15 protein-coding genes and 1 pseudogene are annotated in these 16,702 nt (G+C 63.0%); 9 read left to right on the top strand and 7 right to left on the bottom strand.

Annotated features, from left to right (window positions below; genetic code table 11):
- Window positions 1-413 precede the first annotated feature (413 nt).
- The 5 genes and pseudogenes from VFL62_RS13070 to VFL62_RS13050 all read left to right on the top strand — a co-directional run bounded on the left by VFL62_RS13070 (window position 414) and on the right by VFL62_RS13050 (window position 6,730).
- A complete protein-coding gene (locus VFL62_RS13070) occupies window positions 414-1,559 on the top strand; it encodes an amidohydrolase family protein (RefSeq protein WP_325172800.1) in 1,146 nt (381 codons plus the stop codon).
- A gap of 37 nt (window positions 1,560-1,596) precedes the next feature.
- Window positions 1,597-2,525: pseudogene (locus VFL62_RS13065) on the top strand (sigma 54-interacting transcriptional regulator); the annotation flags it as partial.
- 402 nt (window positions 2,526-2,927) lie between these two features.
- Complete coding sequence (locus VFL62_RS26905) at window positions 2,928-3,026, top strand: helix-turn-helix domain-containing protein (protein WP_414644701.1); 99 nt, start codon at window positions 2,928-2,930, stop codon at window positions 3,024-3,026.
- A gap of 363 nt (window positions 3,027-3,389) precedes the next feature.
- Complete coding sequence (locus VFL62_RS13055; protein WP_325172797.1) at window positions 3,390-4,688, top strand: MFS transporter; 1,299 nt, start codon at window positions 3,390-3,392, stop codon at window positions 4,686-4,688.
- A 38-nt stretch (window positions 4,689-4,726) separates the two neighbouring features.
- Window positions 4,727-6,730: an acyl CoA:acetate/3-ketoacid CoA transferase gene (locus tag VFL62_RS13050; RefSeq protein ID WP_325172796.1), complete on the top strand. Its 2,004-nt coding sequence runs from the start codon at window positions 4,727-4,729 to the stop codon at window positions 6,728-6,730.
- 596 nt (window positions 6,731-7,326) lie between these two features.
- Here VFL62_RS13050 and VFL62_RS13045 read toward each other — a convergent pair.
- Both VFL62_RS13045 and VFL62_RS13040 read right to left on the bottom strand, forming a co-directional pair.
- A complete protein-coding gene (locus VFL62_RS13045) occupies window positions 7,327-7,707 on the bottom strand; it encodes a VOC family protein (RefSeq protein ID WP_325172795.1) in 381 nt (126 codons plus the stop codon).
- 99 nt (window positions 7,708-7,806) lie between these two features.
- On the bottom strand, window positions 7,807-8,190 hold the full coding sequence (locus tag VFL62_RS13040; RefSeq protein WP_325172794.1) for a DoxX family protein: 384 nt from the start codon (window positions 8,188-8,190) through the stop codon (window positions 7,807-7,809).
- Between the two features lie 239 nt (window positions 8,191-8,429).
- On the opposite strand from VFL62_RS13040, the gene VFL62_RS13035 reads away from it, so the two are divergent.
- Window positions 8,430-9,278: an alpha/beta fold hydrolase gene (locus VFL62_RS13035; protein WP_325172793.1), complete on the top strand. Its 849-nt coding sequence runs from the start codon at window positions 8,430-8,432 to the stop codon at window positions 9,276-9,278.
- A gap of 28 nt (window positions 9,279-9,306) precedes the next feature.
- On the opposite strand, the gene VFL62_RS13030 is transcribed toward VFL62_RS13035, so the two are convergent.
- Window positions 9,307-9,657: a hypothetical protein gene (locus VFL62_RS13030; RefSeq protein WP_325172792.1), complete on the bottom strand. Its 351-nt coding sequence runs from the start codon at window positions 9,655-9,657 to the stop codon at window positions 9,307-9,309.
- A gap of 243 nt (window positions 9,658-9,900) precedes the next feature.
- On the opposite strand from VFL62_RS13030, the gene VFL62_RS13025 reads away from it, so the two are divergent.
- Window positions 9,901-10,134 carry a hypothetical protein gene (locus VFL62_RS13025; RefSeq protein ID WP_325172791.1) on the top strand — a complete coding sequence of 78 codons (234 nt, stop codon included), beginning with the start codon at window positions 9,901-9,903 and terminating at the stop codon, window positions 10,132-10,134.
- A 292-nt stretch (window positions 10,135-10,426) separates the two neighbouring features.
- Here VFL62_RS13025 and VFL62_RS13020 read toward each other — a convergent pair whose 3' ends face one another.
- The 3 genes from VFL62_RS13020 to VFL62_RS13010 form a co-directional block, all read right to left on the bottom strand.
- A complete protein-coding gene (locus VFL62_RS13020) occupies window positions 10,427-12,610 on the bottom strand; it encodes a xanthine dehydrogenase family protein molybdopterin-binding subunit (RefSeq protein ID WP_325172801.1) in 2,184 nt (727 codons plus the stop codon).
- Window positions 12,611-12,628: 18 nt separating this feature from the next.
- Window positions 12,629-13,099, bottom strand: coding sequence for a (2Fe-2S)-binding protein (locus VFL62_RS13015; RefSeq protein ID WP_325172790.1), 471 nt, complete (start codon window positions 13,097-13,099; stop codon window positions 12,629-12,631).
- Between the two features lie 274 nt (window positions 13,100-13,373).
- Window positions 13,374-13,937 (bottom strand): MarR family transcriptional regulator, encoded by a 564-nt coding sequence (locus VFL62_RS13010; protein WP_325172789.1) that lies wholly within the window; start codon window positions 13,935-13,937, stop codon window positions 13,374-13,376.
- A 138-nt stretch (window positions 13,938-14,075) separates the two neighbouring features.
- On the opposite strand from VFL62_RS13010, the gene VFL62_RS13005 reads away from it, so the two are divergent.
- Both VFL62_RS13005 and VFL62_RS13000 read left to right on the top strand, forming a co-directional pair.
- Window positions 14,076-15,044: a PDR/VanB family oxidoreductase gene (locus VFL62_RS13005; protein WP_325172788.1), complete on the top strand. Its 969-nt coding sequence runs from the start codon at window positions 14,076-14,078 to the stop codon at window positions 15,042-15,044.
- Window positions 15,045-15,179: 135 nt separating this feature from the next.
- On the top strand, window positions 15,180-16,361 hold the full coding sequence (locus VFL62_RS13000) for a Gfo/Idh/MocA family oxidoreductase (protein ID WP_325172787.1): 1,182 nt from the start codon (window positions 15,180-15,182) through the stop codon (window positions 16,359-16,361).
- 154 nt (window positions 16,362-16,515) lie between these two features.
- Here VFL62_RS13000 and VFL62_RS12995 read toward each other — a convergent pair.
- Window positions 16,516-16,702, bottom strand: a 187-nt coding sequence (locus VFL62_RS12995; RefSeq protein WP_325172786.1) for a hypothetical protein, incomplete at its 5' end; no start/stop codon positions are given.

Genomic DNA, 16,702 nt, shown 5'->3' with positions numbered 1-16,702 from the left:
GCCTCCGCAAGCCAGAACGATTTACGCTCGGAATCATGTGACGCACGCTCACGGCAGAAATGCTCCTGGCGGCGAATTTCAACGAGCTTGTTCATCAACTCCACTCCCTTTCAGTGAAGCCAAGTAACACCGCGAACCTAGCAGATTTCGTGGCGGGAGTCTGTTTCCTTTTGTCGCTGCGACAAAGATCAACATGCTTTTACGGAAGCTGCATTGCAATGCAGCAGAAGTCAGCACGGCTGACGCGTTTGCGTGCAGGAATTGCCGCGCTGAAGCCCATTTTCGCCGCGAGGAGCATGAAACCTGCGGGCTATTGTGTGGCACAGCAACATCGCTAAGCTATTGCCAGCTTCAATCAAGAAATCCTGAACGAACCGCGCTTCGTCAATCGGGACCCCCAGGGAGAAACTTCAATGAGCCAGACGAATCGTCAATCGGGTGGCGGCGACCAGCGCATGGCCATGCGCGGCTGCGTGTGCGGATGCGAAGACAGTGTGTCGCTCACATCAGGAACCTTGAGCCGCCGGCAATTCGTGGCGGGCGCGGCAGCTGCGGCGGCTGGTCTCAGCCTTGGCTTTGGCTCCGGTCCTGGCCGCTTCGGACAGGCACTGGCGCAAGGCGCTGAAAAACCCTACCGGATCGACGTTCACCACCATCTGTCGCCGCCGACTTACATTCAGGCCGCGGTCGCCAATAATTTCGGCGACGGCCTGCTCCGCGGCTGGACCATCGAAAAATCGATCGCCGACATGGACGCCGGCGGTATCGCCGTCTCGATGCTCTCGGTGACGCAGCCCGGCGTGAATTTCACCTCAGGCGAGGCGGCGCGCAAACTGGTGCGCGAGTGCAACGAATACAACGCGAAAATGATCGCCGATCACCCCGGCCGGTTCGGCGGCTGGGCGATGCTGCCGCTTGCCGATATCGACGGGTCCTTGAAGGAAATCGAATACGCGCTCGACACCTTGAAGCTCGACGGCATTGGCCTGATGACCAACTACCGCGACAAGTGGCTCGGCCATCCCTCGTTCCTGCCTGTCATGGAAGAACTCAACCGCCGCAAATGCGTCGTCTATACCCATCCCTCCACCGCCGATTGCTGCGTCAATCTGTTGCCGACCGAGCCGCCGACGCTGGTCGAATGGGGCACCGACACCACGCGCACGATCGGCGACATCGTGTTCTCCGGCAACGCGGCGAAATTCCGCGACATCAAGTGGATCTTCTCGCACGCCGGCGGCACCATGCCGTTTTTGATCGAGCGCTTTGTCCGCCAGGCTCTGATCGACAAGAAATTCCAGCCCGCGGTGCCGGACGGCGCGCTCGCCGAGCTCACGCGTTTCTATTACGACACCGCGCAAACATCGAACAAGGCGTCGATGTCGGCGCTGACGGCGGTGATCCCGGTCTCGCAGATCCTGCTCGGCACCGATTTCCCCTATCGCACCGCCGCCGATCACGTAAAGGGCTTGCGCGAATGCGGCGTCTTCAGCGAGGCGCAGATCAAGGACATCGAACGCGGCAATGCGCTGAAGCTCGTTCCGCGGCTGAATGTGTAGGGCTTCAGCCCGCCGCCGAAAGGATTGACGTCACGCCATGCCGGCCACCTCCTCCATCGCCGACGATCCCGAGGCCATTCGCACCCGCGCGATGGAAACGTTGTTCGAGCGGCTGGAGAGCCTGTGCGAGGGTGCGCTGGCGATCGATCGCTCGGGGCGCGTCGTCTATGTCAATGAGAAGTACCTCCCCGCCCTCGGCCTCAAGCATACCTCGCAGGCGCTGGGGCGGCCGGTCGAGGAAATCATTCCCAACAGCCTGATGCGGCGCGTCGCCGAGACCGGCGAGCCGATCCTGCTCGACATCATGGAGCTCGGCGGCGAACAGCTGCTGGTGACGCGCATGCCGATCGAGGACGAGCGCGGCAAGGTGATCGGGGCGATCGGCTTCGTGCTGTACGACCGCCTCGAAAACCTCAAGCCCCTGATCGCCCGCGTCGCGCATCTGGAAAACGAATTGCGTATCGCACGCCGGCAACTGTCGCAGCCGCGCACCGCGCGCTTTACCTTCGACGACTATGTCGGCTCCAGTGAAGGAATCGTGCGCGCCAAGGAACTCGCCGGCCGCGCCGCGCGGCAGAATGTGACCGTGCTGCTGTCGGGCGAGACCGGCACCGGCAAGGAATGCTGGCGCAGGCCATCCACAATGCCTCCTCGCGCGCCGACAAGCCGTTCGTCAGCGTCAATGTCGCGGCGATCCCGGAAGCGCTGATCGAGCAGGAATTCTTCGGCACCGCGCCCGGCTTTGAGGCCGATCGCAAGGGACGCGACGGAAAATTCAAGAGCGCCGACGGCGGCACGCTGTTTCTCGACGAGATCGGCGACATGCCGCCGGCGTTGCAGGCGAAACTGCTGCGCGTGTTGCAGGAGCGCGAGATCGAGCCGCTCGGCTCGGACAAGCCGCTCAAGGTCGATGTCCGCATCATCGCCGCCACCAATGTCGATCTCGAAAAGCGCATCGCCGAGGGCTCGTTCCGCGCCGACCTCTATTACCGCCTCAACGTGCTCTCGATCGCGCTGCCGCCGCTGCGGCACTGCCTCGGCGATCTCGAAGCGATCTCTGGCCGCCTGCTCGAAGACGTGGTGATTTCCGGGGCCTATCCCAATGCCCGCATCACGCCGTCGGGCCTTGCCGCGCTTGGGCGCTACGGCTGGCCGGGCAACGGGCGGGAATTGCGCAACATTCTCGAGCGTGCGCTGATCCTGTCGGATTCCGGCCGCCTCACCGGCGACGATTTTGCGCACATTCTGCCGGTTGCCCTGCCTTCAGGCGGGGCCGCCAAGGCGGCGGCAGCGCCTGGCATCGCCGTTCTGCCCTATGCGCAGGCGGAGCTGGCATTCGAGAAGCAGACGCTCGAGCACGCCCTCGAAATGGCGAACGGACAAATCGCCGAGGCCGCGCGGATGCTGCAAATCTCGCGCGCGACCTTCTACAAGAAGCTCGCGAAGTTCGGCCTGCACGGCGCCTAGTGCGGCGCACTTGCATCAATAAGCTTGCCAGAGCTCGTTTGATTCCGAAGTTCGCAAACGTGGGGCCGCAATATGATACGAACTTCGCAATTGGAGCTCTAGAAACTGTCCGGATTTCGAGACGAAAAGCGTCTCAAGTCTCAGAACGCAAACAGCCGGGACACTGCTTTCGAAGAGTCCGCCGCAAACTTCATCATGAATCGCGCAAAGTTCTTGCAAGACCACAAGCGCAGGCGCAGACTTTGGTCAGCCGCCGATACGGCGCATGAAAAATGCGCAAGGCCAAGGGAGGGAGTGAAAGGGCTTTCGACCCATGCCCACCCTTGATGCTCGTCGATCTACGACGAAGAATTGGGGGAGACCATGACCACCGCCTCGTACACGCACAATCCGTCGCAGCCGTCTCACGTCACCGTCGCGACTGCGAGCCTGATCGGCACCGCGATCGAATGGTACGATTTCTTCCTGTATGGCACCGCTGCGGCGCTGATCTTCAACAAGCTGTTCTTTCCGACTTTCGATCCCTGGATGGGCACGCTGCTGGCGTTCACCACCTACGCGCTCGGCTTCGTGGCGCGGCCGCTTGGCGGCCTGATCTTCGGCCATTACGGTGACAAGATCGGCCGCAAGACCATGCTTTATCTGACACTGTTGATCATGGGCGTCGCCACCGCCGCGATCGGCATCCTGCCGACCTATGAGCAGATGGGCATCTGGGCGCCGGTCCTTCTGGTCACCTGCCGCCTTGTGCAGGGCTTCGGGCTCGGCGGCGAATGGGGCGGCGCCGTGCTGATGGCGGTCGAGCACGCACCCGAAGACAAGAAAGGGTTTTATGGCAGCTGGCCGCAGCTCGGCGCGCCACTCGGGCTCGTGCTCGGCACGCTGGTGTTCTCGGTCGTCTCCGCCTTCCTGACCGACGGGCAGCTTCTCGCCTGGGGCTGGCGCCTGCCGTTCCTGTTCTCGATCTTCCTCGTTCTCGTCGGCCTGTGGATCCGCTTCACGATCGCGGAATCGCCGGAATTCCAGAAGGTCAAGGACCAGAAGGAAGAGGTGAGCATGCCGATCCTCGACGCGATCAGGATGTATCCGAAGAACATCCTGCTCGCGATGGGCGCCCGCTTTGCCGAAAACGGCTTCTTCTACATCTACGCCACCTTCGTGTTGGCCTATGCCACGCAGGCGCTGGGCATGAACCGGCAGGACATCCTCAACGGCGTGTTGATCGCGGCCGCGATCGAGACCTTCACCATTCCGGCGTTCGGCGCGCTGTCCGACCGGCTCGGCCGGCGGCCGATCTATATCTTCGGTGCGATATTCTCGGCGCTGATGTCGTTCCCGCTGTTCATGCTGCTCGGCACCAAGAATCCGCAACTCGGATGGATCGCGATCGTGCTCGGCCTCGCCATCGGCCACGCCGCGATGTACGGCCCGCAGGCCAGCTTCCTCTCCGAACTGTTCGGCACCAAGGTGCGCTACTCCGGCGTCTCGCTCGGCTACAATCTGGCCTCGATTTTCGCCGGCGCGCTGTCGCCCCTGATCGCCACCGGTCTGATGGCGGCCTACAAGCCGGAGACCTGGCCGATCTCGGTCTACATGATCATTCTGGCGGTCATCACCATCGTTTCGGTCTATTATGCGACGGAAACCCGCAAGGTGACCTGAGCGCGCACGGCGCCGTCGATCTGAGGAGCGGTTATGCCATGAGCCAGCACCCTGCCCTGCAATTCCTGCGGTTGTCGGAAAAGGGCAAGGTGGTGAGCGCGGCGGAAGCCGTGCGGCTCATTCGCGACGGCGATACGGTGGCGACAGGCGGCTTTGTCGGTATCGGCTTTGCCGAGGAAATCGCGCTGGCGCTGGAAGCGCTTTATCTCGAGCACGAAACCGATGCGCCCTATACGCAGGGCAAGCCGAAGAACCTGACGCTGGTCTATGCCGCCGGCCAGGGCGACGGCAAGCACCGCGGCCTCAATCATTTCGCGCATGACGGATTGGTGAAACGCGTGATCGGCGGCCACTGGGGGCTGGCGCCGAAGCTGCAACAGCTTGCGATCGCCAACCAGATCGAGGCCTATAACCTGCCGCAGGGCGTGATCACGCACCTGTTTCGCGACATCGCGGCGCACCGCCCCGCCCATCTCAGCCGCGTCGGCATCGGCACCTTCGTCGACCCGCGCAACGGCGGCGGCAAGCTGAACGCGCGCACCACCGAAGACCTCGTCGAACTGATCACGATCAACGGCGAAGACTGCCTGCTCTACAAGACCTTTCCGATCAACATCGGCATCATCCGCGCCACCACCGGCGATGCCGACGGCAACCTCACCATGGAGAAGGAAGCGCTGACCCTGGAGGCGCTCGCCATCGCCATGGCCGCGCACAATTCCGGCGGGCTCGTGATCGCGCAGGTCGAACGCGTCGCCGAAAGCGGCACGCTCAACCCGCGCCAGGTGAAGATCCCGGGCATTCTCGTCGATTGCGTCGTGGTGGCGAAACCCGAAAACCACTGGCAAACCTTCGGCACGCAATATAACCCGGCATTCTCCGCCGAAATCCGCGTGCGCGCCGGTTCGCTGCCCGCACTGCCGATGAGCGAGCGCAAGATCATCGCGCGCCGCGCCGCGTTCGAACTCAAGGCCAACAGCGTCGTTAATCTCGGCATCGGCATGCCGGAGGGCATTGCCGCGGTGGCGAACGAGGAAAAGATCATCGACCTGATCACGCTCACCGCCGAGCCCGGCGTGATCGGCGGCATTCCGGCCAGCGGGATCGATTTCGGCGCCGCGATCAACACCCAGGCCGTGATCGATCAGCCCTATCAGTTCGACCTCTATGACGGCGGCGGGCTCGACGCCGCCTTTCTCGGCCTCGCCCAGGTCGACCGTTCCGGCAATCTCAACGTCTCCAAGTTCGGCCCCAAGCTCGCCGGCGCCGGCGGCTTCATCAACATCAGCCAGAACGCCAAGAAAGTGGTGTTCGTCGGCACCTTCGGCGCCGGCAAGCTGCGCATCAACTGCGCCGAAGGCAGGCTGTCGATCCTCGAAGAAGCGCACTCGCGCAAATTCGTCGAACAGGTGGAGCATGTGACGTTCTCGGGCGCCTACGCGGCCGCGCGCGGCCAAAGCGTGCTTTACGTCACCGAACGCTGCGTGTTTGCACTCGGCACGAATGGCCTCGAGCTGATCGAGGTTGCGCCCGGCATCGATATCGAGCGCGATATTCTGGCGCTGATGGATTTCAAGCCGCAGATTCCGCGCGAGCCGGCGCTGATGGACGCGCGCATCTTTCACGAAGGCCCGATGGACCTGCGCCGCGACATGGTCGCGATCCCGCTCGACGACCGCTTCACTTTCGACAGCCAGCAGGACCTGTTCTTCGTCAATCTCGAACGTTTCGTGGTGCGCAGCCAGGCCGACATCAAGGCGATCGACAAGGCGGCCGAGGCCAAGCTCAAGCCGCTCGGCCGCCGCGTCTATGCCATCGTCAACTACGACCACTTCTCGATTCCGCCGGACCTGCTCGACGACTATTCGGCGATGGTCCGCTCGCTCACCGAGCGCTATTATTCGGGCGTGTCGCGCTACACCACGTCAGGTTTCCTGCGCATCAAGCTCGGCGAGGCGCTGGAGAGCCGCGGTGTCGCGCCGCACATTTTCGAAAGCGCCGAGGAAGCGCGCTGGGACGCGCAGGAAAGCGGCAAGCACTAAAGCCGTCACGCCCCTCTGCCGGACGCTTAGTCGACAAAGTCCGCCCAGCACCAGCCCCCTTGGGGCCCGAGATGATAGTCACGCGGACACCCGCCATACGGGCCCGGCCGCACCTGCCTTATCCAGCACGCCTGCCCCGCACGGCCGAGCCAATAGCCCTGCGGACATCCACCAAACGGCCCGGCGGGGACTGACAACTGGTCTGCCTGCGCATAGGTGGCGCATCCGGCAAGCGGAAGTATCAGCATCATTGCGCCGACCAAAACAGAAACAATGCCGCGTGATTTCATGAGTGCCTCTTTGGGGAAAGTGAGCTGCAGGACTTGAGCTGTTTCGTTCACCGACAGACGCGGTGATCCAATCGCTCGGCACGCACTACGCGTTCATCTCGCTGAACTGCCGCTGAATGCAAAACGCAGCACCCGCGTTATGTCATTGACATGCGCCTGCGCCATGCATCATCACGCTCGTGCGTTCATGGTGATGAACGAAACGGTCCGGATCGCCGTCGTCTGCCCGCTGAAGATGCAACGGCTGTCGCCTTGCGAGCTTCAAGATCGCAGTCTGGCATTCGCCATGGCGCGTTAGCTTCGCAGCTATTCCGTCTTCGCCGGAATGTCCGCGCCGATGCGCCATAAGACACCGGTGGGATCGATAAACGCGAAGTCGCGCAATCCCCAGGACCGGTCCTCGGGCGGGTCGATCTTCATGCCGTATTTCGCTGCGATCCCCTGCGCCTGGACATGCTGCCACCACGCCTCCACATCCTCGACCAACAGATGCATCATGAAGTTGTCGGCGTGTTCCTTGACGTAAGCGTTCTGCAACAGGAACGCCGAATCGCCGTGGCAGAAGTAGGCCAGCGCATCGCTCGACCAGGCCATGTCGAAGCCGAGGTCCTGGTAGAACTGCTTGGAGAGCTCGAAGTCGCGCGCCGGCACGAAGGCCTTGACTTCGATGGTTGCCAGATTGCCCACGGTGAAGCTCCTCGATTCAGTCGTGAGCGCTCTATCCGTGCGGCGTGACAAAAATAGGACGTCGTCCCCGCGCAGGCAGGGACGACGCAATAACAAGCATCACTTGGTCGAGCCGTCCGCCGCCCAGCGGCCGGGCCCCGCAACGAAATAGATCAGAAACACGAAGCAATAGAGAATGGCCGCATCGCCGCCATTGAGCATCGGGAAGAAGCCCTTCGACGCATGCGCCATGAAATAGGCGACCGCCATGTCGCCGGCGAGGATGAACGCGACCGGACGCGTCAGAAAGCCGACGGCAAACAGCGCGCCACCAACGATTTCGATGATGCCCTGAAACCAGATCAGCGAGCCCATCGTGGGCTGCACCGGACCATGGGGAAAATCCAGTAATTTCGAGGTGCCGTGCTCCAGGAACAAAAGCCCGATCACGATGCGGGCGATACTGAGTATTTCCGGCGTATATTTGCTGACGCGATCCAACATGATCAAAACTCCCCTTGCGGTCCAAAATGGGCCCACCCCATAGCGGGCTACCATAGCGCACGGCCGACGGCAGGGAACGGCGAGGGATCACGACAGTCCGACCGACAAGTATTTGATTCCTTTGGTCCCAACCTTGATGTCACGTCGTTGTGACCACCCGCGGATGTCACGCCGCTGTGACGAAAGGGTCGGAAAATATGGCCAGCAGCGAGAAATCGAAGACGGCGAAAGAGACGACAATGAAACGCGGAATCACCATTCTGCTGTCGATTTGCGTGCTGGCGGGCGTCGGCTATCTGACCGCCAGCAAATGGGCGATCCGGCACCGGACGCTGACGCTGTTCGATCCCATGCGCACCGACCGTCCGGTCGAGGTCGATATCTCGGTGCGGCGCGACCGCGAGATGGAATCGATCGCCGAAATGATCACGCTGCCGGTTGCGATTCTCAATCACGGCAACACGGTGAAGTTCACCGAATACTCGTTCCTGGCGAACGTGTTTGCGATGCGCGGCTATCTCGTCGTCAGCGTTCAGCATGACATCGAGGCCGACGGGGCGATGGTGACGCAGGCGGGCGAGGAGTATGTCGGGCGGCGGCCGCATTACAACAAAGGCATCGCCAACATCATGTTCGTGCTGGACGCGCTGAAGGACAGCTATCCGAACGCCGACTATCACCAGCTCACCATGGTCGGACATTCCAACGGCGGCGACATCTCGATGTACTTCGCCAAGCGTCATCCTGAATTGATCAAGAAGGTGGTGACGCTCGACAACCTGCGCGTTCCCTTCATCACCGACGGCAAGTTCAAGATCCTGTCGTTCCGCTCCAAGGATCCGGTGTTCAAGGCCGATCCCGGCGTCGTGCCCGACGAGGAGATGTGCCAGAAGGCCGGCATCACCGTGGTCAAGACGCCCTATCAGCACAACGAGCTGAGCGACCGCGGCCCGGATTCGGTCAAGAGCACGATCCAGTCCATTCTCGACCGCTTCCTCGATGACGACACGCCGCCCGGTCAGGTGGAAGCCGAAAAGCTGCAAGGCCCGACCGCCGGACTGCTGGCGGCCTCAGCCGACCAACGTTAGCGCGTGATGCTCGAGCCGGGCCGGAAGGTCACGCCTTGGCGGCGCGGGTTTTGAGGATGCGCAGCGCGCGCTCATCGCCATGCGCGTTGGCATCGTCGACAAAGGCGATCAGGAGATCGGCGAGCGTGGCGTAATTCCACAATTTCAGCTCGGCCGGATCGATCCAGCCCTCGAAGTAGTCATCGAGGTAGCCGCGCGAGGCGTCATTGGCCTCGAGCCAGCTCGGGCCCGCAAGCCCGACCGGATCGCGGTCCCAGCGGCAGACCAGAAAGCCGTCGGAAGTCTTGGCCAGAATCCAGCGCCCATCCTTCGGCGCCTCGGCGATCGGACGCAGGAATTGACCGATCTTCTGCAAGACGAGTTCGACCTGGCCCGACATTCGACGCCCCACAGCTTCCAGCAACCATCGCCCCGCCATCGGCAATCGCCGGACTCGGTCCCTGTTCCACAGGCGACGGGCAGCGAATGTCAAATCCACTCCATTAGTGGTTCAAGTGTGGCGGTGGAACAGCCAATTGATCCCGCCTCATACCAAAAAGTGACGAAATTTTTGTGCGCACGGCGGCGGAACAGCGCGAGGGGGGCAACGCTTAAACTTCCATTCGATCGAGAGGAGGATCAGATGAGGAAACTGTTACTGGCTGCCGCTGCGGCAGGCGCGCTGGCTGCGCCCGTTCTGGCCGAAGAAGTCGTGGTCCGCCCGCCGGCGGCGGATGTGACGGTCGGCGAAAGCCATCCGGTCGTGCGCGACAAGACCGTCATCAAGAAGGATGAACCGGGCGAGCGCACCACGGTCATCAAGAAGGAAGACAGCGACGGCAACCGCAGCAAGACCGTTATTCATCACGACGACTAACGACTGGACTTGACGACTAACGCCTGGACTTCAAGAGGCTGACGTCAAAAAGACTCGCCCGCGAACGCCCGTGATCGGGAGTTGCGCGGGCGATTTTTGTGCATCTCGGCTCGTCGTGAATTCTCAGCGATTGAAACCTCCCCTTGAAAAGGGGAGGTCGCTTTGCCCGTGAGAGCAAAGCGAGAGGGGATCAGACCCCCTCCCCAACCCTCCCCCTTGGAGAGGGAGCACACCGTCATCGTGGCCTGTTATCCCTCCCCACGCTTTCGCGGGGAGGGATAAGAAAGTCAGTTCACACCAGCTTCACATTCTTCAGCGGCAGGCTGCGCACCGGCTTGCCGGTGGCCGCATAGATCGCGTTCAGCACCGATGGCGCCACCACGCAAATGGTGGGCTCGCCGATGCCGCCCCAGAAGTCATAGGTGGGCACGATCACGGTTTCGACCTTCGGCATCTCGGCCAGCCGCATGATCTCGTAGGTGTCGAAGTTGAGCGCGGTCATGCGCCCGTTCTGCACCGGCATTTCGCCGTAGAGCGTGGCGGTCAGGCCGAAGGCGACCGAGCCTTGCACCTGCGCCTCGATCTGGCCGGGGTTGACCGCATGGCCGGAATTCACACCCATCACCATGCGATGAACCTTCAGCTTGCCTTGCGGGCTCACCGACACCTCGGCGACCGCCGCCGAGTAGCTGCCATAGCCCATGAACTGAGCGAGGCCACGATGCACGCCGTCGGGCAGCGGCTTGCCCCAGCCGGCCTTTTCCGCCACCGCCTCGAGCACGGCCAGATGCTTGGGATGCTCCTTCATCAGCGCGCGGCGGAATTCGAGCGAATCCTTGCCCGCCGCCTTTGCGACTTCTTCCATGAAGCATTCCATATAGACGGCGTTCTGGTTGGTGTTGACGCCGCGCCAGGGGCCGACCGGCACGTGGCTGTTGCGCATGACGTATTCGATCAGCATGTTCGGCACGTCATAGCCGAGCTGCGCGTCGCCGGGCGTGTCGTAATAGCCCTGCAACTGCCGCATGTCCTTGCCGCCGACGATGGCGTTGGGGTTCGCCAGCGCGTTGATCGACTGGCCGGAGACGCGGACGTGCAGGCCGACCAGCTTGCCGTCATTGTCGAGGCCCGCCGACATCTTGCACATGGAGATCGGGCGGTAGAAATCATGCGCCTGATCCTCCTCGCGGGACCAGATCATCTTGACCGGCGTGCCGGGGAAGGATTTCGCGATCTCGGTCGCCTGATGCACGTAGTCCTGCGTGCCGCCGCGCCGGCCGAACCCGCCGCCAAGGTCGACACGGTTGATGGCGCATTTGTCGAGCGGGATGCCCGAGGATTCCGACAACGCCGCGAGTGACGCCTCAAGGTTTTGCGTCGGCACCCAGGCTTCGGCGCGGTCGGCCGAAACCTTCACCGTGCAGTTCATCATCTCCATCGGCGCATGCGCCAGGAACGGCGTCGCGTATGTCGCCTCGACCTTCTTGGGCGCCTCGGCAATCGCCTTCAAGGCATCGCCGTTCTGGCGGTCGCCGTTGGTCGTGGTGGCGCCGAGGCCTTCCTGAAGCATCTCGGCGATCGTGGCCGAGGACTTGCTGGCGTTCGGCCCCTCATCCCAGACGATCGGCAGCGCATCGAGCGCCTTCTTGGCCCGCCACCAGGTGTCGGCGACCACGGCGACGCCGCTGTCCTTCACCTTGACGACCTTCTTGACGCCGGGCATGCCGGCGATCTTGCTCTCGTCGAAGCTGACGAGCTTGCCGCCATAGACCGGGCAGTCCTTGACCGCGGCACAGAGCATGCCCGGCAGCTTGAGATCGATCGAAAAGATCTTGCTGCCGTCGAGCTTGTCGGCGGTGTCGAGCCGCTTCAAGGGTTTGCCGGCGATGGTCCAGCTCTTGGGATCCTTGAGCTTGATGTCCTTGGCGTCCGGCGGCGTCAGCTTGCCGGCGGCGGCTGCGACTTCACCATAATGCACCGAGCGATTGCTCGCCGCGTGCGTGATGACGCCCTTCGACACGGTGAGTTCACCGACCGGGACGCTCAGCTTCTCGGCCGCGGCCCGCATCAGCATGATGCGCGCGGCGGCGCCGCCTTTGCGGACATAATCCTGCGAGGTGCGGATGCCGCGGCTGCCGCCGGTGCCCATTTCACCCCAGGCGCGCTTGGAAGCCAGATTTTGCTGCGGGCTGACGCCTTCGGTCGTGACCTTGCTCCAGTCGCATTCGAGCTCCTCCGCCACGAGCTGGGCGAGCCCGGTCAACGTACCCTGCCCCATTTCCGAGCGTGCGATACGAATGACGCAGGTGTCGTCCGGCTTGATCGCGACCCAGAGATTGACTTCGCTCGCGCCCGCGGGCGTTTGCGCCTGCGCCGCATCGAATGGCACGCTCATGCCGAGCGCAAGGCCGCCGCCGGCAATGGCCGCCGACCCGACGATGAAATCGCGGCGCGAGAGCTTGAGATGTTTTTCCAGAACAGGACGGTTCATGACTTAACCTCCCTGCCCGGTGGTGCCGCCATTGGCCGCCATATGCACGGCCTCGCGGATACGCTGATAGGTGCCGCAGCGGCATATGTTGGTCATCGCCTCGTCGATGTCCTTGTCGGTCGGCTTGGGATTCTTCTTGAGCAGCGCCGCGGCCGCCATGATCTGGCCGGACTGGCAATAGCCGCATTGCGGGACATCGACCGCCGCCCACGCCTTCTGCACCGGATGCGAGGCGTTCGCCGACAATCCCTCGATGGTGACGATCACATCGCTCTCGGTGATCTGGCCGAGCGGGATCTGGCAGGAGCGCTGGACTTCGCCGTTGAAGTGAACCGAGCAGGCGCCGCACTGGGCGATGCCGCAGCCATATTTGGTGCCGGTGAGCCCGACATGTTCTCTGATGACCCACAGCAAGGGCGTGTCGGCCTCCGCCGAAACTTCTCTCACCGTGCCGTTGATATTGAGTTTTGCCATATGCATTCCTCCCAATCAGGCGGGCGGAGCATACTGGCGAAGAAAAATATTGCCTACGGTTTTCGCACGCAGAGCCATGTGGTGGATTTGCATTCGCCGCGGTCCTGGGCGCGAATTCCCAATCCGTCATTCCGGGATACGCCGCAAGGCGCAGGCCCGGAATCCATTGAGCCACAACGACATGAGGAGAGATGGATTCTCCGGTGTGCAAGTGCACACCATAGTTCGCACCTGACGGTGCGCCCCGGAATGACGGGAGAGGTAAGGGGCCGGATTACGCGGTTGTCTCACTATCCGCGCCATCCAGCCGACCGAGCGTGGCGTGCAGACTTTTCTGCACTTCCGCCAATCCCTTCAACAATTGCGCGACCTCGGCGCGAGAAAGATTTTGCACCGCAGTATCGACCACTTCCCGCGCCAGCGGCAGCAGCCTGGCTTTCAGTCCCCTGCCCTTCGGCGTCAGGTGGATGTGCCATTTGCGGCGGTCGTCCGGGTTACGGACCCGGCGGACCAGACCTTTTTTCTCCATCACCAGGATCGCGCTCAGCGTGGTCGGCTCCATGGTCCCGACCCGCGCCGAGAGTTCGCGCTGGGTCAACCCGTCCTCGTGCCAGAGCGCGCGCAGGAAATACCACATGCCCGGCGTGATGCCGTGCGGCTCGATCTTGACCCCGAGAAAGCGCTGCAGGACGCGGTGGGTGGCGCGAATCTGGTAGCCGACGCTCTCCGCGAACGGCAATTCCACGGCCGAGCCCGCGCGCGGCTTTGTCGCGCCCTTGCCTCCGGCGGTCTTGCGGCCGCTCGCTTTCCTGCCGACGGCTTTCCTGGCGCTGGTCAAGACGGTTCCTTTGTCTGCGCTCACCTGATCGCACATTCGCCAAGCAGAGGCAAACGCGCGCGCCTCGCGCCGCGGTCTGCCGGGGGTTGCGCAATTTGCTTAGTAAGCTAAGTATTTAGGCCGATGACGGGAGCCGCCATGACCGCCGAGCCCGAAGCGCGGGAACTGAGCCTGAAAGTCCGCCACAAGTCCGAGATCGCCGACGGCGTGTTCCTGTTCGAACTCGCCGCGGAAGGCGGCGGCGAACTGCCGCCCTTCACGCCGGGTTCGCACATCACCGTGACCACGCCGTCCGGGCAGAAGCGCCGGTATTCGCTCTGCAACGATCCGGCCGAGCGCGAGCACTACCTGATCGCGGTCAAGCAGGAGACGTCCGGCCGCGGCGGCTCGTTGAGCTTCACAAGGGATATCAAGGAAGGCGATCTGGTCAGCGTCGAGCCGCCGGAAAACCAGTTCGAAATGGCCAAGAGCGCGCCGAAGCGGCTGATCTTCATCGCCGGCGGCATCGGCATCACACCGATCCGCGCAATGATCCTGCATTGCCTCCGCCACGGCCAGACGAACTTCATGCTGTATTACTTCACGCGCACGCCCGCGATGATGGCATTTCGCGAGGAATTCGCTTCGCCCGCCTTCGACGGCAAGGTCGTGCTGCATCACGATAACGGCGATCCCGATCAGGCCTATGATCTCTGGCCGGTGCTAGAGCAGCAGCGCGGCGCGCATCTTTATTGCTGCGGACCGCGCGGGCTGATGGACGCGGTGCGCGACATGACCGGGCACTGGCCGGATTCGGCGGTGCATTTCGAGGATTTTGTCGGCGCTTCGGCGCCGCGCGCCGACGACAAGCCATTCGAGGTGCGGCTGTCGAAAAGCGGCGCGACATATAACGTGGCGGCGCATGTCTCGATCCTGGACACGCTGCGGCAGCACGGCCATGTCTTGCCGAGTTCCTGCGAGAGCGGCACCTGCGGCACCTGTCGTTGCAAATTCATCGACGGCGAGCCGGACCATCGCGACCTCGTGCTCTCGGACGAGGAAAAAAAGCGCGAGATCCTGATTTGCGTCAGCCGCGCGAAATCGCCGACATTGACGCTGGATATTTGAACATGCGCCCGGAAAACACCTCTTCCCTTCCGTCATGCCCGGCCTTGTGCCGGGCATCCACGTCTTGGCCTCGCTTGCAAGAAAGACGTGGATGGCCGGGACGAGCCCGGCCATGACGACGCCAAGGGACCCCCCATGACCGCACCCCTCAACCTCGGCGTCATCGGCCTCGGCCGGGCCTTTACGCTCATGCTGCCGACTTTCGCGGTCGATCCCCGCATCAGGCTGGTCGCCGCCAGCGATCCCCGTACAGAGGCGCGCGAACGCTTTGCGGCTGAGTTCAACGCAAAGGCGTTCGAAGATGCCGAGGCGCTGTGCGCCGATCCGGATGTCGCCGCCGTCTACGTCGCTTCCCCGCACCAGTTTCACGTCGATCACGTCAAGCTCGCCGCAAGACACGGCAAGCACGTGCTGGTCGAAAAGCCGATGGCGCTCAGCGTCGACGACTGCCGCGAGATGATCGCGGCGGCGAAAGCGGGCGGAGTCAAGCTGCTGGTCGGCCACAGCCACAGCTTCGATCTGCCGTATCTGCGGGCGCGCGCGATGATCGGAAGCGGCGCCTATGGCCGTGTCCGCATGATCAACGCGCTCAACTTCACCGACTTCATGTATCGGCCGCGCCGGCCGGAAGAACTCGACGCCAGCAAGGGCGGCGGCGTGGTGTTCAGCCAGGCCGCGCACCAGGTCGACATCGTGCGGCTGCTGGCGCAGGCCAAGGCGACGTCGGTGCGCGCCTTCACCGGCAACTGGGACGCCGCGCGCCACACCGAAGGCGCGTATTCGGCGCAGATCAAATTCGAGGACGGCAGCTTTGCCTCGCTGACCTATAGCGGCTACGCGCATTTCGACAGCGATGAGTTGATGGGCTGGTGGGGCGAACTTGGACAACGCCGCGACGGCGGCGCTGCTTCCTACGGCCGCGCGAGGGCGAACCTGGCGAAAGCGGCCAGCGTGGCGGAAGAGACCGCGATGAAGAATGCCCGCGCCTATGGCCCTTCGGGACGCGATGCATTTCAGACCGGTGGCGAGATCGCGCACAACCATTTCGGGCTCATGGTCGTGAGTTGCGAACACGCCGACCTGCGCCCTTTGCCGAACGGCGTCATGGTCTACGGCGACACGGCGCGCCACCTCGACGAACTCCCCTCGCCCAAGATCCCGCGCGCCGAGGTCGTCGATGAACTCTATGCCGCCGCGATGCTTGATCAGGCGCCGCTGCATTCGGGCGAGTGGGGCTTGGCGACGCTGGAGATCTGCCTGGCGATATTGCAGGCGGCGAAGAGTGGGAGCGAGGTGAAGTTGAGGTGGCAGGTGTAGCTCAGCCGTCATGGCGAGCGCGGCGAAGCAATCCAGTTCCTGTCATTCCGGGGCGCGCGGGAGCGCGAACCCGGAATCCATTTATCCCAGCTTTCTTGCTGCGCCATGGATTCCGGGTTCAGCCCTGCGGGCTGCCCCGGAATGACGGCGAAAGCTACGATTTCCCGCTATTCGCTCTTGTCGCGATGATCGCGATCAGGTCGTTCTCGGCCGCGGCTGCGGTCTTGTAACGCGGCTCGGTGGTCACGAACGGCTGCTCGGCGTCGGCGGGATGGAAGATCTCGACGTAATAAAGGCCGGATGGAGAGTCCAATTTCGGCTCGATGCGGATCAGTGCCATG

The sequence above is a fragment of the Bradyrhizobium sp. genome, from assembly GCF_035701725.1.
Classification (GTDB): domain Bacteria; phylum Pseudomonadota; class Alphaproteobacteria; order Rhizobiales; family Xanthobacteraceae; genus Bradyrhizobium.
The sequence above is the reverse complement of the archived record's forward strand: the minus strand, read 5'-3'. Positions and strand labels throughout refer to the sequence as shown.

Excerpts from the sequence above, each read along its gene's own strand:
- VFL62_RS13050 (WP_325172796.1), top strand. The coding sequence starts at position 4,727 with ATGAGCCAGCACCCTGCCCTGCAATTCCTGCGGTTGTCGGAAAAGGGC.
- VFL62_RS13015 (WP_325172790.1), bottom strand. The coding sequence starts at position 13,099 with ATGGCAAAACTCAATATCAACGGCACGGTGAGAGAAGTTTCGGCGGAG.
- VFL62_RS13005 (WP_325172788.1), top strand. The coding sequence starts at position 14,076 with ATGACCGCCGAGCCCGAAGCGCGGGAACTGAGCCTGAAAGTCCGCCAC.
- VFL62_RS13000 (WP_325172787.1), top strand. The coding sequence starts at position 15,180 with ATGACCGCACCCCTCAACCTCGGCGTCATCGGCCTCGGCCGGGCCTTT.
- VFL62_RS13040 (WP_325172794.1), bottom strand. The coding sequence starts at position 8,190 with ATGTTGGATCGCGTCAGCAAATATACGCCGGAAATACTCAGTATCGCC.
- VFL62_RS13055 (WP_325172797.1), top strand. The coding sequence starts at position 3,390 with ATGACCACCGCCTCGTACACGCACAATCCGTCGCAGCCGTCTCACGTC.
- VFL62_RS13025 (WP_325172791.1), top strand. The coding sequence starts at position 9,901 with ATGAGGAAACTGTTACTGGCTGCCGCTGCGGCAGGCGCGCTGGCTGCG.
- VFL62_RS13035 (WP_325172793.1), top strand. The coding sequence starts at position 8,430 with ATGAAACGCGGAATCACCATTCTGCTGTCGATTTGCGTGCTGGCGGGC.
- VFL62_RS13070 (WP_325172800.1), top strand. The coding sequence starts at position 414 with ATGAGCCAGACGAATCGTCAATCGGGTGGCGGCGACCAGCGCATGGCC.
- VFL62_RS13030 (WP_325172792.1), bottom strand. The coding sequence starts at position 9,657 with ATGTCGGGCCAGGTCGAACTCGTCTTGCAGAAGATCGGTCAATTCCTG.
- VFL62_RS26905 (WP_414644701.1), top strand. The coding sequence starts at position 2,928 with ATGGCGAACGGACAAATCGCCGAGGCCGCGCGGATGCTGCAAATCTCG.